At 71.9% G+C, this 14,708-nt stretch carries 14 protein-coding genes and 1 riboswitch; of the genes, 6 read left to right on the top strand and 8 right to left on the bottom strand.

What is annotated here, in order from left to right; all coding sequences use genetic code 11:
• Positions 1 to 53 precede the first annotated feature (53 nt).
• Positions 54 to 1,319, top strand: coding sequence for an Ig-like domain-containing protein (locus BX266_RS10020; RefSeq protein WP_099898576.1), 1,266 nt, complete (start codon positions 54 to 56; stop codon positions 1,317 to 1,319).
• A 125-nt stretch (positions 1,320 to 1,444) separates the two neighbouring features.
• On the opposite strand, the gene BX266_RS10015 is transcribed toward BX266_RS10020, so the two are convergent.
• On the bottom strand, positions 1,445 to 2,878 hold the full coding sequence (locus BX266_RS10015) for a cytosine permease (RefSeq protein ID WP_099898574.1): 1,434 nt from the start codon (positions 2,876 to 2,878) through the stop codon (positions 1,445 to 1,447).
• 109 nt (positions 2,879 to 2,987) lie between these two features.
• Here BX266_RS10015 and BX266_RS10010 point away from each other — a divergent pair, with 109 nt between their 5' ends.
• Together BX266_RS10010 and BX266_RS10005 are read left to right on the top strand one after the other, a co-directional pair.
• The gene (locus tag BX266_RS10010) at positions 2,988 to 3,620 is read left to right on the top strand and encodes a TetR/AcrR family transcriptional regulator (protein ID WP_099898572.1); all 633 of its coding nucleotides are present in this window, start codon (positions 2,988 to 2,990) and stop codon (positions 3,618 to 3,620) included.
• A gap of 26 nt (positions 3,621 to 3,646) precedes the next feature.
• A complete protein-coding gene (locus BX266_RS10005; RefSeq protein ID WP_099898570.1) occupies positions 3,647 to 5,257 on the top strand; it encodes an amidohydrolase in 1,611 nt (536 codons plus the stop codon).
• A 67-nt stretch (positions 5,258 to 5,324) separates the two neighbouring features.
• Here the strand turns inward: BX266_RS10005 and BX266_RS10000 are convergent, their stop codons facing one another.
• From BX266_RS10000 to BX266_RS09980, 5 genes are all read right to left on the bottom strand, one after another.
• A complete protein-coding gene (locus tag BX266_RS10000; RefSeq protein WP_099898568.1) occupies positions 5,325 to 5,693 on the bottom strand; it encodes a GntR family transcriptional regulator in 369 nt (122 codons plus the stop codon).
• Positions 5,694 to 5,798: 105 nt separating this feature from the next.
• Positions 5,799 to 7,460, bottom strand: a complete 1,662-nt coding sequence (locus tag BX266_RS09995; RefSeq protein ID WP_099898566.1) for a ubiquinol-cytochrome c reductase cytochrome b subunit — start codon at positions 7,458 to 7,460, stop codon at positions 5,799 to 5,801.
• Entirely contained in the window at positions 7,457 to 8,512 is a 1,056-nt protein-coding gene (locus BX266_RS09990) for a ubiquinol-cytochrome c reductase iron-sulfur subunit (RefSeq protein WP_259464632.1), read from the bottom strand. The genes BX266_RS09995 and BX266_RS09990 overlap by 4 nt, the downstream gene beginning before the upstream one ends.
• A gap of 8 nt (positions 8,513 to 8,520) precedes the next feature.
• Entirely contained in the window at positions 8,521 to 9,342 is an 822-nt protein-coding gene (locus BX266_RS09985) for a c-type cytochrome (protein WP_099898562.1), read from the bottom strand.
• Between the two features lie 91 nt (positions 9,343 to 9,433).
• A complete protein-coding gene (locus BX266_RS09980; RefSeq protein WP_030460978.1) occupies positions 9,434 to 10,054 on the bottom strand; it encodes a heme-copper oxidase subunit III in 621 nt (206 codons plus the stop codon).
• Positions 10,055 to 10,359: 305 nt separating this feature from the next.
• Between BX266_RS09980 and BX266_RS09975 the strand changes: the two genes are divergently transcribed.
• The 3 genes from BX266_RS09975 to BX266_RS09965 all read left to right on the top strand — a co-directional run bounded on the left by BX266_RS09975 (position 10,360) and on the right by BX266_RS09965 (position 13,617).
• A complete protein-coding gene (locus BX266_RS09975) occupies positions 10,360 to 10,785 on the top strand; it encodes a response regulator transcription factor (protein ID WP_099898560.1) in 426 nt (141 codons plus the stop codon).
• A gap of 134 nt (positions 10,786 to 10,919) precedes the next feature.
• Positions 10,920 to 11,990 (top strand): anthranilate phosphoribosyltransferase, encoded by a 1,071-nt coding sequence (gene trpD / locus BX266_RS09970; RefSeq protein WP_099898558.1) that lies wholly within the window; start codon positions 10,920 to 10,922, stop codon positions 11,988 to 11,990.
• Between the two features lie 98 nt (positions 11,991 to 12,088).
• Positions 12,089 to 12,206: riboswitch (SAM riboswitch) on the top strand.
• A 49-nt stretch (positions 12,207 to 12,255) separates the two neighbouring features.
• A complete protein-coding gene (locus BX266_RS09965) occupies positions 12,256 to 13,617 on the top strand; it encodes an aminotransferase class V-fold PLP-dependent enzyme (RefSeq protein WP_099898556.1) in 1,362 nt (453 codons plus the stop codon).
• 7 nt (positions 13,618 to 13,624) lie between these two features.
• Here BX266_RS09965 and BX266_RS09960 read toward each other — a convergent pair whose 3' ends face one another.
• Together BX266_RS09960 and BX266_RS09955 are read right to left on the bottom strand one after the other, a co-directional pair.
• Positions 13,625 to 13,906, bottom strand: a complete 282-nt coding sequence (locus BX266_RS09960; protein WP_099898554.1) for an Lrp/AsnC ligand binding domain-containing protein — start codon at positions 13,904 to 13,906, stop codon at positions 13,625 to 13,627.
• Positions 13,903 to 14,706, bottom strand: a complete 804-nt coding sequence (locus BX266_RS09955) for a rhomboid family intramembrane serine protease (RefSeq protein ID WP_099898553.1) — start codon at positions 14,704 to 14,706, stop codon at positions 13,903 to 13,905. The genes BX266_RS09960 and BX266_RS09955 overlap by 4 nt, the downstream gene beginning before the upstream one ends.
• Positions 14,707 to 14,708 lie beyond the last annotated feature (2 nt).

Genomic DNA, 14,708 nt, shown 5'->3' with positions numbered 1-14,708 from the left:
TTCCGTTGAAGGGCTCTCGGATAGTTGGCTCCACCCGTACCGCGCTGGCCGCCATGCTGGTCATCGCCCCCGCCGCAGCCTGTTCGTCCGGCGGCTCGGATCAGGAGAACTCGACCCACCAGATCGACATCGGCCCCCTGATCCACACCTCGGCCACCGGGGAGAAGGCCGACCCGACGAAGGCGTACAGCGTCACCACGGACGGATCCACGAAGCTCGGCGCCGTCACCGTCACCGGACCCGACGGACAGCCCGTCGCCGGACAGCTCGCCGCCGACCAGCAGCACTGGCAGACCACCGACCCGCTCCGGGCCGGTACCGCCTACACCGTCAAGGTCGCCGCCGAGGACGGCAACGGCGGCCACGGAGAGAGCGAGACCACCTTCACCACCGACGCCGCGCAGCACGTCGTCACCGCCGAACTCGGCCCCGACAGCTCCGGCAGCGGCGTCTACGGCGTCGGCCAGCCGCTCACCGTCAAGCTCTCCGAGGCGGTCACCGACCCCGCCGCCCGGCAGCAGATCGAACGCGGACTGACCATCACCTCGCAGCCCGCCGTCACCGGCGCCTGGTACTGGGTCGACGACGAGAACCTGCACTTCCGCCCGCAGGACTACTGGCCCGCCAACACCACCGTCAAGCTCGCCTACGACCTGCCCGGCGTCCGGATATCCGACGGCGTCTTCGGCGGCGAGCAGCAGACCCTCGCGCTGCGCACCGGCGACCGGGTCGAGGCGCTGGTCGACGCCGGCACCCACGAACTGACCTACAAGCGCAACGGCGCGGTGGTGAAGACCATCCCCGTCACCACCGGCAAGCCCGGCTTCTCCACCCGCAACGGCATCAAGGTCGTGCTCGGCCAGGAGGCCGACGTCCGGATGAGCGGCGAGACCATCGGCATCCCGGAAGGCAGCAGCGAGTCCTACGACCTGGACGTGAAGTGGGCGACCCGGGTCACCTGGAGCGGCGAGTACGTGCACGCGGCGCCGTGGTCCACCTGGGCGCAGGGCAAGGAGAACGTCAGCCACGGCTGCACCGGTATGAGCACCGACGAAGCGAAGTGGTTCTTCGACAACACCCGGGTCGGCGACATCGTGCAGGTGGTCAACAGCCAGGGCCACGAGATGGAGCCGTTCGGCAACGGCTTCGGGGACTGGAACATCAACTTCGACGAGTACGCGAAGCACAGCGCCCTGGGCAAGCCCGTCACCACGACGGCACCGGCGGCTGCGACGAACGCATCGCCATCGCCATCGCCATCGCCATCGGCCTCGGCCTCGGCGAGTGCGAGCACGAGTGCCCAGGCCGGCGGCCGCTAGGGCAACGGCAAGGTCCGCCCGGGGAGCAACGTGCTCCTGCCGGGCGGACCTCGCCGTTGTCGCCTCCCGCCTTGCGCAGTTCCCCGCGCCCATGACGGGCGCGGGGACGGCGCAGGGGGCGGGGGCTACCTGGTCGGGTGGGTGCGGGACATGAGGACCCAGTAGGTGACGGCGGCGGTGAGCATGCCGGCCGGGAGGGACAGGTCGGTGCCCCCGGCGAGCCGGGCCAGCGCGCCGGTGAAGAGCTGGGTGGCGAGGCAGAGGGTGGCGGCGGCGGTGCCGAGCAGGAGGGCGGTGACGCCCGCCCAGTTGACGCCGTGGGAGTACCAGTAGGGGGAGGCGGGGGTCTCGTCGGTGAGCTCGGGCCCGCGGTAGCGGTTGCGGCGCCGGATGATGTCGGTGGCGTAGACAGCCATGACGGGGCCGGTCAGCGCGACCGTCAGCTCCAGCATGTTGTTCACGGTGTCCAGGAAGTTGGAGACCAGCAGCGCGTAGAGGGTGAGCGCGATGCCGAGGGCGCCGTCCAGGGCGACGCTGCGGGAGCGGCGGATGCGCAGGCCCACGGCCTGCAGGGCGAGGCCGGAGGAGTAGGCGGTCATGGCGTTGTTGGCGACCGCGCTGAGGACGACGGCGAGCAGGAAGAGCGGCCGGAACCAGCCGGGCAGGACGGCGGTGAGGGCGCTCTGCGGGTCCGTCATGTCGAGGGTGGTGGCGCCGAGGGAGCCGAGAGCGGTGAACAGGACGCTGGGGACGAAGCCGCCGACCGCGGTCCAGCCGGCCACCGCGCGGGGGGAGGCGGTGCGGGGGAGGTAGCGGGAGAAGTCGGCGCTGGTGGAGTAGGAGAGAGGGGCGGAGGCGATCAGCGCGGTGCCGCCGGCCAGCGCGGCGAGCAGGGCGGTGCCGTGCAGGGGCTCGGCGGGGCGGTAGTGCCAGTCGGCGTGGCCGGCCAGCAGGTAGCCCGTGAGCAGCAGGAAGACGGCGGTGAGGATCAGCGTGAAGGGGCCGTAGAGCCGGACGATGGTGGCGTGGCCGTACACCGAGATGGCGAGCGTGCCGGCGGCGACCAGCACGATGATCAGCACCTTGAGCGGGGTGCCCGGGGTGAGGCCGGCCCGGTCGGCGAGGGCGAAGGCGGCGAGCGAGGCGGCGGCCCAGTTCAGGGCGAGGTAGCAGACCGAGACGAACCAGCCGGTGACGGCGATGTTCACCCGGTTGCCGCGGACGCCGAACATGGCCCGCATGATGACCTCGCTGGGGGCGCCGGCGGCCGGGCCGCTGACGGCCAGCAGGCCGACGCCGGCCCAGAGCAGGTTCCCGGTCACGATGACGGCCAGCGACTGCCACAGGTCGAGTCCGATCAGCACCAGGGCGCCGCCGACCACCAGGTTGAGGTAGCTGACGTTGGGGGCGGCCCAGACGGCGAACAGGTCGCGGGGGCGGCCGTGGCGTTCGGAGTCGGGGATGTGGTCGATGCCGTGGGCCTCGACCCGGCCGGGCCGGTCGGTGGTCGGCGGGGGAGTGGGGAGCTCCGTGTGGGGGTCTGGAATCGTGGATTCCATGGAGTCCTCCGAGGTTTCGAGTACGGGTGCCGGTGCGGTCGGCGGTGCGGGAGCGGCCGATGCGGAAGGCGGCTTGTCTATTGGTCGCACATCCAATAGCGTGCGAGGCATGTCGTCAAGCGACCGGCCGAAACGGGTGCGCAAGAACCCCGAGGCCAGGCGGGCGGAGATCGTGGCCACCGCGGCCGCGATCGCGCTCGCCGAGGGCCTGGAGTGCATCACGATGCGGCGGGTCGCCGAGGAGCTGGACGTCCGTCCGGGGCTGATCAGCCACTACTTCCCGGTGGCGGAGGAACTGGTCGCCGAGGCGTTCGGCGTCGCGGCGGGCGGCGAGCTGGCCGAGCTGCTGCCGGAGTCCGAGGCCGGACTCCCGGCGGTGCGGCGGCTGGCCCGCTTCCTCGGCCGGACCGAGGGCCCGCGCTACGACGAGCTGAGCCGCCTGTGGCTGAACGCCCGTCACCTCAGCCGGTTCCGCCCCGCCCTGCGGGAGCGGGTCGGCCGGCAGGAGGCGGCGTGGCGGGACGGACTGACGGCGCTGCTGGGCGACGGCGTCGCGGCCGGGGAGTTCAGTACCCCCGATCCGCAGGTCGTCGCGATCCAGCTGCTGGTCGTCCTGGACGGCCTGGGGGCGCACGCCAACACCGACCGCACCGGACGGCCCGGGGCGGTCACCCGGATGGCGCACGCCCTGGCCGAGCGCGAACTCGGCCTAGCGCCCGGGACGCTCGGCGCCCCGCACTGACCGCACCACCGCGAAGGAGCTCCCCCGTGCACCCCGACCTCGTCCTGACCAACGCCCGCCTGCTCGACCCCGGCACCGGGGCCTTCCTGCCGTTCGACACGCTCACGGTGAGCGGCGGACGGATCTCCCGGCTGGGGAACGGCCTCGACCCGGCGGCCGGGGCGGAGGTCGTCGACCTCGGCGGGGCGGTGGTCACGCCCGGGCTGACGGACGGGCACCTGCACCCCGTGTCGGGCGCCGAGCGGACCGCCGGGGTCAACCTGTCGGGGTGCGCCGACCTGGCGGACGTCCGGGCCGTGCTGGCCGCCGCCGTCCGGGAGCTGACGGCCGGCGAGTGGCTGCGCGGGTGGGGCCTCGACCCGAACGTGTTCGGCGGCCTGCCGGTCTCCGCCGCGAGCGTCGGCCCGGTACTGGACGGGGTGCCCGCCGCGATCGACCTGTTCGACGCGCACTCCATGCTGGCCAGCCGGACGGCGCTGGAACTGGCCGGGATCGACGGTCCGCGCCGGTTCGAGCAGGGCTCGGCCGAGGTGGTCTGCGACCCCGACGGCCGCCCGACCGGCCTGCTGCTGGAGGACGCCGCGTGCGACCTGGTCGAGGCGGTCGCGCCCCGGCCGAGCTTCGAGGACCTGTGCCGGGCGAGCGCCGGGGTGCTGCAGCGGATGGCCGCGGCCGGACTCACCGGCGGCCACGCGATGGACGCCAACGGCGAGAGCCTGGCGGTGTACGCGGCGCTGGCGGAGCGCGGGCAGCTGCCGCTGCGGCTGCGGATCGCGCCCTGGGTGCAGCCCGGCGTCCCGGCGGACGGGCTGGCGGAGCTGATCAGGCGTCAGGGCGAGGGCGGGCGGCGCCACCGGATCGCCGGGGTGAAGCTGTTCATGGACGGCACCGTCGACAACGGGACGGCCTGGCTGGAACGCCCCGACCGCCACGGCCAGTCGACGAGCGCGTTCTGGCCCGACCCCGCCGAGTACACCCGGGTGATCGGCGAACTGCACCGGGCCGGGGTGCCGACCGCCACCCACGCGATCGGGGACGCGGCCGTGCGGCACGTGCTGGACGCGGTGCAGAAGGCCCTCGCCGAGCACGGGGCGAGCGGGGTCCGGCACCGGATCGAGCACATCGAGACGGTGCCGGACGACACCGTCGCGCGGTTCGCCGCGCTCGGGGTCGTGGCCTCGATGCAGCCGACGCACTGCACGGACTACACCCGGGCCGACCACACCGACAACTGGTCGCGGCGGCTGGGCGAGGAGCGGGCCGACCGGGCGTTCCGCTGCCGCGACCTGGTGGCCGCCGGGGCGCATCTGGTGCTCGGGTCGGACTGGCCGATCGCGCCGTTCGAGCCGCTCGGGGTGATGGCGGGGGCGCGGCACCGGCGGCCCAGCCGCGACCTCCGGCAGCCCCCGCACCTGCCCGGGCAGGCCCTGACGCCTCTGCAGGCGCTGGCCGGGTACACCGTGGAGCCGGCCTGGGCGGCGGGGGAGGAGGACCGGGCGGGCCGCCTCGCGGCCGGGTACCGGGGCGACCTGACGGTGTTCGCCGACGACCCGCTGGCGACCCCGGACCTGGAACTGGCGGGCCTGGCGGTGCTGATGACGGTGGTCGGCGGGGAGATCACGCACCGCGCGGTGTGACCGCGACGGACGACGACCCGCGGAGCGGTCGGTCCCCCTCGACAGGGGGCCGGCCGCTTCGGCGGTTTCAGCGGCCGTAGGCCTCGTCGAGGGCGGCGAGCAGGGTGCTGAGGGCTTCGTCCCGGGTGAGGCCGAGGCGGGCGGTGCGGGCGGCGTACTCGGCGGCGGCGGTGGCGGCCAGGCGGTGGGAGGTGTCCCCGGTGGGGGCGACGGTGGTGCCGGCCCGGCCGCGGGTCTCGACCACGCCGTCGGCCTCCAGCTCGCGGTAGGCGCGGGCCACCGTGTTCGCGGCCAGGCCGAGTTCCTCGGCCAGCGCGCGGACGGTGGGGAGCTTGCGGCCGACCGGGAGTTCGCCCGTCCGGGCCTGGTCCGCGATCTGCGAGCGCACCTGCTCGTAGGGCGGAGTGGGGGACTGATGATCGATCACCACGTGCACCAGGTCAACATAACAGGGCGTCGGGGCGGCACCGCCCGGATATGCCAGAACCCCCGCCGGCCGGGGCCGGCGGGGGTTCTGACGTGGCGTGACAGCTACCGGGGATCAGTGGTGGCCGTGGCCGCTGGTGATCTCCTGGTACTCCTCGGTGGTGGGCTTGGCGATCTGGTTGCCCTCGCCGTAGAAGCCCTCGGAGAGCTTCACCCGGGCCTTGGTCACCACGCCGGCCTTGCGGGCCACACCGTTCTCGTCCGTCTCGGCGGGCAGCTCCAGCGGCTGGGGCTGCTCGTGGGCGGTGAGGGTGTGCAGGTCCTTCTGGGCCAGCGGGGTGTGGACCTCGACGAACTCACCGTGCGGCAGGCGCTTGATGATGCCGGACTCGCGGCCGTGCAGCACCTTCTCCTTGTCGCGGCGCTGCAGGCCGAGGCACCAGCGCTTGGTGACGATGAAGGTCAGCACCGGCACCACGAAGAAGCCGACCCGGACCGTGTAGGTGATCGTGTTGATCGACAGGTGCAGGTGCGTGGCGAACAGGTCGTTGCCACCGCCGACCAGCAGGATCAGGTAGAGCGAGATCCAGGCCGCACCGAGCGCGGTGCGGACCGGGGCGTTGCGCGGGCGGTCCAGGATGTGGTGCTCGCGCTTGTCGCCGGTGACCCAGGACTCGATGAACGGGTACACCGCGATCGCGGCCAGCACCGCCGGGAAGATCGCCAGCGGGACCATCACGCCGAGGTTCAGCGTGTGACCGCCCCAGACCGAGATCTCCCAGCCCGGCATGATGCGGATCAGGCCCTCGGAGAAGCCCATGTACCAGTCGGGCTGGGCGTCGGTCGACACCTGGTCCGGACGGTACGGGCCGTACGCCCAGATCGGGTTGATGGTGGCGATCGCGGACATCGCCGCGATGATGCCGAAGACCAGGAAGAAGAAGCCGCCGGCCTTCGCCATGTAGACCGGCATCAGCGGCATGCCGACGACGTTCTTCTCGGTCTTGCCCGGGCCCGCCCACTGGGTGTGCTTGTGGTAGAAGACCAGGATCAGGTGCGCCACCAGCAGGCCCAGCATGATGCCCGGGATGAGCAGCACGTGGATGGTGAAGAAGCGCGGGACGATGTCGGTGCCCGGGAACTCGCCGCCGAACAGGAACATCTGGATGTAGGTGCCGACGATCGGCACTGCCAGGATCGCGCCCTCCATGAAGCGGATGCCGGTGCCCGACAGCAGGTCGTCCGGCAGCGAGTAGCCGAAGAAGCCGTCGAACATGCCCAGGACCAGCAGCAGGAAGCCGAAGACCCAGTTGATCTCGCGGGGCTTGCGGAACGCGCCGGTGAAGAACACGCGCATCATGTGCACGAGCATCGCGGCCACGAAGACCAGCGCGGCCCAGTGGTGGATCTGACGGATCAGCAGACCGCCGCGGATCTCGAAGCTGATGTTCATGGTGGAGGCGTACGCCTCCGACATCTTGATGCCGTTCAGCGGCAGGTACGAGCCGTGGTACACGACCTCGGCCATGCTCGGCTTGAAGAACAGCGTCAGGTACACACCCGTGAGGATGATGATGATGAAGCTGTAGAGGCAGATCTCACCGAGCATGAAGGACCAGTGGTCCGGGAAGATCTTGCGCAGGTTGGCCTTGGCCAGGGAGTAGATCCCCAGCCGGCCGTCGACCCAGTCCGCGGTCGCCTCGGCCTTGTTGGCGGGCTTTGCGCGGGTGCTGGTCGGCTTGGAGGCACTGTTGTTCGTGCCGCTCGCGGAACTCATCGCGGACGCTCCCAGTAGCTCGGGCCGACGGGCTCGTCGAAGTCGCCGGTGGCGACCAGGTAGCCCTGCTCATCGGTGGTGATCTTCAGCTGCGGCAGCGGGTGCCCGGCCGGGCCGAAGATGACGCGAGCGCCGTCCGCCAGGTCGAAGGTCGACTGGTGGCAGGGGCAGAGCGCGTGGTGGGTCTGCTGCTCGTACAGCGAGATCGGGCAGCCGACGTGGGTGCAGATCTTCGAGTACGCGAGGATGCCCTCGAAGCCCAGCTCGGCCGACTTGGCGTCCTTGAGGTCCGCCGGAGCGATCCGGACGATCATCAGGGCGTCCTTGGCGATGCGCTGCTGGAAGTCCTCGGCGGACTCCTCCAGCCCCTCCGGCTTCGCGAAGGTCAGCGAGCCCTGGACGACGTCCTCGGGCTTCATCGGCTGGTCGGTGTTCATGTTGACCAGCTTGATCGGCTTCGCCGGGGTGGCCTCGTCCCAGTTGGTGTGGGCGAGCTTCTGCTCCGGCAGCGGGCCGAGGTCGCGCAGCAGCACCACACCGGACAGCGGCACCAGGGCCATCGAGCCGATCAGGGTGTTGCGGATCATCTTGCGACGGCCGAAGCCGGACTCCGCGGCACCCGTCCTGAACTGCTCGATGACGTCGTTGCGGACGTCGTCGTCGGCCTCGATCGCGTGCCGCTCGGCCGGCAGCTCGTGGTCCGACATCAGGGTGCGGGCCCAGTGGACCGCGCCCGCGCCGATGCAGAACAGCGCGACGCCGAGGGTCATGCCCAGGGCGAAGTTGAGCGCGCTGACGTGGCCCAGCGGGAAGATGTAGACCAGCTTGTCGGCGTCGATCGACGCGTACGACGCGATGAAGCCGACGGTCGCCAGCATCGAGACGACGAACAGCAGCGACACCTGGCGCTCGGCCCGCTTGGCGGCCCGCTCGTCGATGTCGGTCCGACGCGGCTCGTGGGCCGGCAGGCCCGGGTCGGCGAACGGCTCGCCGTGGGTGGCGACGTCCGTGCCGTGGGAGGCGGCGTGCGCCTCCGGCAGGTTCTCTGACATGTCGTGGCTCATGACTTCTTGGCCTTGGTGGTGTGGGCGGCGACCCAGATCGCGATGACGATCAGCGTGCCGAGACCGAAGATCCAGCCGAACAGGCCCTCGGTGACCGGGCCGAGGCTGCCCAGGGCGAGACCGCCCGGGTTCGGCTCGTCGTTGGCGTTGCGGACGAACGCCACGATCTCGCGCTTCTGCTCCTCCGGCATGGTGGTGTCGGGGAAGGACGGCATGTTCTGCGGGCCGGTCTGCATGGCCTCGTAGATGTGCTTGGCGTCCACGCCTTCCAGCGACGGCGCGTACTTGCCGTTGGTCAGCGCACCGCCCTTGCCGGCGAAGTTGTGGCACTGGGCGCAGTTGGTGCGGAACAGCTCGCCACCCTTGGCGACCTGCTCGGCGTTGGTCACCGGGTCGTCGGAGGGCTGGTACTGCTTGGCGTTCGGCGCGACCGGGCCGGGACCGAGCGAGGCCACGAAGGCGGCCATCTGGTCGATCTCGGCCTGCGAGTAGATGTTCTTCTTGCTCGGGACCTGCGCGCCCGGCTGCTGGGCCGGCATGCGGCCGGTGGCGACCTGGAAGTCGACAGCCGCGGAGCCCACGCCGACCAGCGACGGACCGTCAGAAGTGCCCTGGCCGTTCAGGCCGTGGCAGGAGGAGCAGCCGACGGCGAAGAGCTTCTTGCCCTCGTCGATGGCGAGCGACTGCGCAGAGCTGTCGGCCTGTGCCTTCTCGGCGGGCGCGAAAGCGGCGTACAGCCCCCCGGTGGCCGCCAGGGCGAGAAGTAGGACGACGACCGCCGCCAGTGGGTGGCGCCGTCGTGCGGAGAGCTTTTTCACGGAATAACCCCGGTGTCAGGATCTGGTCGGCAGCAGCCTGCCCCCGACCTCCGGACGTCGAGCTGACGCCGGGTCAGGGGCGGGGCGGCTGTTACTTGATCAGGTAGATGGTCGCGAACAGGCCGATCCACACAACGTCGACGAAGTGCCAGTAGTACGACACCACGATCGCCGCGGTGGCCTGCTCGTGGGTGAAGCGCCGCGCCGCGTAGGTCCGCCCGAGGACCAGCAGGAAGGCGATCAGACCACCCGTCACGTGGAGTCCGTGGAAGCCGGTGGTCAGGTAGAACACCGTGCCGTACGGGTCCGAGGACAGCGACAGGCCGTCCTTCTTGACCAGCTCGGTGTACTCGAAGATCTGGCCGCCGATGAAGATGGCGCCCATCACGAAGGTGATCGTGAACCACGAGCGCAGCTTCTTCACGTCACCGCGCTCGGCGGCGAACACGCCGAGCTGGCAGGTGAGCGAGGAGAGCACCAGGATCGTGGTGTTGACCGAGGAGAAGGGCACGTTGAGGGCATGGGCCTTCTCGTGCCAGAACTCGGCGCCCTTGACCGAGCGGAGGGTGAAGTACATCGCGAACAGGGCCGCGAAGAACATCAGCTCCGAGCTCAGCCAGACAATGGTTCCGACGCTGACCAGGTTCGGCCTGTTGACCGCTCCGTGCGCGTGTCCGGTTTCTGTTGCTGTTGCTGTCGCCACGACGGACATTATGTCGGTCCCTTATTCCGTCTTCACGCCGGGGGGTCTCCCTCGGAGTGTCCGGTGCGTGAGGTATGCCCGCCTCACGGCCCGCCCGTTTTCTGACGGTTGTTCGGACCGGGTGAGCGGACTGCGCCGGGCGGGTGAGCTCAGGGCGCGGCGGCTTGAGCGAGATCGCGTGGGGGGCTCTTCAGGAGGCCCGTGCCGGAGTAGCATCCGTGCATGGACGTGGCCCGGGTCACACTGGGCCGTTCGGCCGGGGCCTCCCCGGGTGGGCATGCATATAAGAGGACGAGCACCAGGAAGCAGGGGCCATGGCGCAGCATTCCGACGAGACGCTCACCGTTCTCGTCTACAGCGACGACCGCAACACCCGTGAGCAGGTCGCCCTCGCCCTCGGCAGGCGCCCCGCCGCGGACGTCCCCGCCCTCGAGTACCTGGAGTGCGCCACCGCCCCCGCGGTCCTGCGCGCGCTGGAGAAGGGCGGCGTCGACCTGTGCGTCCTGGACGGCGAGGCCGTCCCGGCCGGCGGGCTCGGCCTGACCCGGCAGTTGAAGGACGAGATCTACGGCTGCCCGCCGGTGCTGGTGCTGATCGGCCGGCCGCAGGACTCCTGGCTGGCCGCCTGGAGCCGGGCCGACGCCGCCATCTCCCACCCGGTCGACCCGGTCGCGCTCGCCGAGGCCGCCACCACGCTGCTGCGGGCCCGGCTCGCCCGGCGGGCCCCCGCCGGGCGCTGAGGCGGCCCCGGCTCCGCGTCTCACCCCCGCGTCTCACCTGGAGAGAAGGGGGCGGCAACCCGGGGCGGCCGTCCCCGCTCGCTCGATAGGCTGACTCCCATTCCTCTGGAACGAGAAGAGAGCTGGAGTCGGCCATGGTGAACGTGCACTCTGCGAACGGCGGTAGCGACCCCGCGCAGGTGGTCCGCACCTGGCCCGACCTGCTGAGTTCGCTGCTGCGCGGCGAGGACCTCTCGCAGGCCGACACCGCCTGGGCGATGGACCGCATCATGAGCGGCGAGGCCAGCCCCGTGCAGGTGGCCGGCTTCCTGATCGCGATGCGCGGCAAGGGCGAGACCGTCGAGGAGATCTCCGGCCTGGTCGAGGCGATGTACGCGCACGCGGTGCCGCTCGACATCCCCGGCCCGGCCGTCGACATCGTCGGCACCGGCGGCGACCGCGCCAAGACCGTCAACATCTCCACCATGTCGGCGGTGGTGGCCGCCGCCGCCGGGGCGAAGGTGGTCAAGCACGGCAACCGGGCCTCCTCCTCGGCGTCCGGGTCCTCGGACGTGCTCGGCCGGCTCGGGATCAACCTGGAGCTGTCCGCGGACCGGGTCGCGCAGGTGGCCGAGGAGGTCGGGCTGACCTTCTGCTTCGCCGCCAGGTTCCATCCCTCGATGCGGCACACCGCCCAGGCGCGCGCCGAGTTGGCGGTCCCGACGGTCTTCAACATCCTCGGCCCGCTGACCAACCCCGCCCGGGTCACCTCCCACGCGGTCGGCTGCTTCGACACCCGGCTGGCCGGGCTGATCGCCGGCGTGCTCGCCCGCCGGGGTGCGAAGGGCCTGGTGTTCCGGGGTGACGACGGGCTCGACGAGCTGACCGTCACCACCACCTCCCGGGTCTGGGTGATCCGCGGCGGCGAGGTGACGGAGACCCAGTTCGACCCCCGGGACGTCGGCATCGAGCTGGTCGGCATCGAGGCGCTGCGCGGGGCGGACGCAGAGTTCAACGCGGGCGTCGCGCGGCGGGTCCTGAACGGCGAGCGCGGACCGGTGCGGGACGCGGTGCAGCTGAACGGCGCGGCGGCGCTGGTCGCCCTGGAGCTCTCGGACGCGCCGCTCACCGAGCAGATCGCGGCGGCGATGGTGCGGACGGCCGCGGCGATCGACTCCGGGGCGGCGGGGGCGCTGCTGAAGCGGTGGGCGGAGGCCACGCAGTAGGCCGGCGGCGGAGGCTGACCCCCCGTCAGGAGACGGGGGCCCGTCCAGCAGGTGGACAGGGGTTGAGACGGGGCCGGGCTCGTGTAAGGTTCTGCGCAGGTCATGAGTGGCAGCGTCAAGCCCCAGCTTGCTGTCCGGCAACCCTCCGTCCGTGGCGGGGTGCCCTGGGTGAGGACCGGGCTGCGCGGCGATCGGTCCGCGTGGCAAGCGCGGACTTCGGGCTTTGTGCACCTCCGGGGTCCTCACCCTGTGGAGGAGTGCACCCATGTCTGTGATCACCGGGATCTGCGAGCCGCTGGCGGTACTGGGCCAGGACGTCGAGGTGCCGTTGGCCTCGGGCGAGAAGGTCGGGTACGCGGCGCTGGACTACGCCGCGAGCGCTCCGGCGCTGCAGCGGGTGTGGGACGACGTGGCGGCGTACGCGCCGTACTACGGGTCGGTGCACCGGGGGGCCGGGTACCTGTCGCAACTGTCGACCGACCTGTTCGAGCAGAGCCGGCGGACCGTCGCCGAGTTCCTGGACCTGCGGGACGGGGACCAGGTGGTGTTCACCCGGGCGACCACGGACTCGCTGAACCTGCTGGCGGGGGCGGTCCCGGCGGGCACCGAGGTGTTCGCGTTCGAGACCGAGCACCACGCCTCGCTGCTGCCGTGGCGGCGCGAGGGCCTGACGGTGCGTTACCTGCGGGCGCCGCGTTCGCACGCCGAGGCGGTGGCGGCGCTGGAGGAGGCGCTGCTGGGCGCGGCGCAGGGGCCGAAGCTGTTCTGCGTGACCGGAGCGTCGAACGTCACCGGCGAGCTGTGGCCGGTCGGTGAGCTCACCGAGGTCGCGCACCGGTACGGCGCACGGGTGGTGCTGGACGCGGCCCAGCTGGCCCCGCACCACCGGGTGTCGGTCCGGGAGCTGGACGTCGACTGGGTGGCGTTCTCCGGGCACAAGCTGTACGCGCCGTTCGGCGCCGGGGTGCTGGCGGGCCGCGCGGACTGGCTGGACGCGGCGGAGCCGTACCTGGCCGGCGGCGGGGCGAGCCGGACGGTGGCGCGCGAGCTGGACGGCTCGGTGGCAGTGGAGTGGCAGACCGGCCCGGCCCGGCACGAGGCGGGTTCGCCGAACGTGATCGGGGCCTACGCGGTCGCCTCGGCCTGCCGGGCGCTGACCGAGGCGGGCTTCGACGAGCTGGAGGCCCGGGAGCGGGCGCTGGTGGCGAAGCTGACGGCGGGTCTGGCCGAGATCCCCGAGGTGCGGGTGCTCAGCCTGTTCGGCGACGCCGCGGACCGGGTCGGCGTGGTGTCGTTCGTGGTGCGCGGCTGGAACAGCTCGCACTTCGCGGCGGCGCTGTCCGCCGAGTACGGCATCGGCGTCCGGGACGGCCTGTTCTGCGCCCACCCGCTGGTGCGCACCCTGCTCGGCGGCGAGCAGGCGGCGCCCAGCGAGTGCGGGGCGCCGGAGCCCTCGCTGCCGGGGGAGCGCAGCCTGAACGCGATCCGGGTCAGCTTCGGCGCCGGGACCCCCGTCGAGCACCTGGACCGGTTCCTGACGGCCGTTCGGGAACTGGTCGCGGACGGTGCGCGGTGGAGCTACCGCAGCGAGGGCGGGCGCTGCGTCGCCGACACCCGGCAGCGGTGAGGCGGGACTACTCGTCCAGGCCGAGCGCGAACGCGGCTTCCAGGTCGTGCTGCGAGTAGGTGCGGAAGGCGATGTGGGTCTCGGTGTTGGACACGCCCGGAACCTTGTTGAGGCGGCCGGGGATCACCTCGGCCAGGTCCTCGTGGTTGCGCACCCGGACCATCGCGACCAGGTCGTAGGTTCCGGTGACGGAGTAGACCTCGCTGACGCCCTCGATCGCGGCGATCGCCTCGGCGATCTCGGGAATCCGGTTCACGTCGGTGTTGATGAGGACGATCGCGGTGATCACTGGACAACTCCTGTTCGAGAAGGTCCGCCCAGGGTATCGCCCGCCGGGCGGGCGGCCCAGGCGAACAGCCAGCCGGTCACGAAGCCGATCACGTGCACCAGGTACGCCACCCCGGTGCCGCCGGAACTGACGGACCACCACTGCAGGGCGAACCACAGGCCGAGCACCAGCCAGGCCGGGAAGCGCAGCGGCAGGAACAGCAGCACCGGCACCAGCGTGGTCACCCGGGCCTTCGGGTACAGCCGCAGGTAGGCGCCCAGCACCCCGGCGATCGCGCCGGACGCGCCGACCAGGGCGCGCGTCCCGTCGGCGGTGTGCGCCTCGGCGACCGCGTAGCCGTAGGTGGCCAGGTAGCCGATCGCCAGGTAGCCCACCAGGAAGCGGACCCGGCCCAGCCGGGCCTCCACCGCCGGGCCGAAGACGAACAGGAACAGCAGGTTGCCGACCAGGTGCAGCCAGCCGGCGTGGACGAACAGCGAGGTCAGCACCGACAGCTCGGGGACCTTGCCGGGGGTGGGCGGCAGCACGCAGCCGGGCGCCGCCGGGGGCAGCGAGGACAGCTGAGCGGCCGTCAGGGGGCGGCCGCTCAGCAACTCCGCGGGCACCGCGCCCCAGCGGTGCTGGTAGCGCTGCTCGGCGCAGACCCGGGCGTCGCCGCTGCCGTACAGCGGGTTCAGGCCGGACGGGCCGGCCAGCAGGACCAGGGCGGACAGCGCGATCAGGAGATAGCTGACGACCGGGGCGCGGGCGGCCCGCTCGGCCGCCGGCGAACCGGCCCGGGCGGGGGCGGAGAGCACCATTG

The sequence above is a fragment of the Streptomyces sp. TLI_171 genome (assembly GCF_003610255.1).
Classification (GTDB): Bacteria; Actinomycetota; Actinomycetes; order Streptomycetales; family Streptomycetaceae; genus Kitasatospora.
This window is presented reverse-complemented; position numbering and strand designations above follow the sequence as displayed.

What these genes read in the sequence shown, in the direction of transcription:
- BX266_RS10020 (WP_099898576.1), top strand. Translation starts at nt 54, where the DNA reads ATGCTGGTCATCGCCCCCGCCGCAGCCTGTTCGTCCGGCGGCTCGGAT.
- BX266_RS10015 (WP_099898574.1), bottom strand. Translation starts at nt 2,878, where the DNA reads ATGGAATCCACGATTCCAGACCCCCACACGGAGCTCCCCACTCCCCCG.
- BX266_RS10010 (WP_099898572.1), top strand. Translation starts at nt 2,988, where the DNA reads ATGTCGTCAAGCGACCGGCCGAAACGGGTGCGCAAGAACCCCGAGGCC.
- BX266_RS09995 (WP_099898566.1), bottom strand. Translation starts at nt 7,460, where the DNA reads ATGAGTTCCGCGAGCGGCACGAACAACAGTGCCTCCAAGCCGACCAGC.
- BX266_RS09990 (WP_259464632.1), bottom strand. Translation starts at nt 8,512, where the DNA reads ATGTCAGAGAACCTGCCGGAGGCGCACGCCGCCTCCCACGGCACGGAC.
- BX266_RS09980 (WP_030460978.1), bottom strand. Translation starts at nt 10,054, where the DNA reads ATGTCCGTCGTGGCGACAGCAACAGCAACAGAAACCGGACACGCGCAC.
- BX266_RS09975 (WP_099898560.1), top strand. Translation starts at nt 10,360, where the DNA reads ATGGCGCAGCATTCCGACGAGACGCTCACCGTTCTCGTCTACAGCGAC.
- trpD (WP_099898558.1), top strand. Translation starts at nt 10,920, where the DNA reads ATGGTGAACGTGCACTCTGCGAACGGCGGTAGCGACCCCGCGCAGGTG.
- BX266_RS09965 (WP_099898556.1), top strand. Translation starts at nt 12,256, where the DNA reads ATGTCTGTGATCACCGGGATCTGCGAGCCGCTGGCGGTACTGGGCCAG.
- BX266_RS09955 (WP_099898553.1), bottom strand. Translation starts at nt 14,706, where the DNA reads ATGGTGCTCTCCGCCCCCGCCCGGGCCGGTTCGCCGGCGGCCGAGCGG.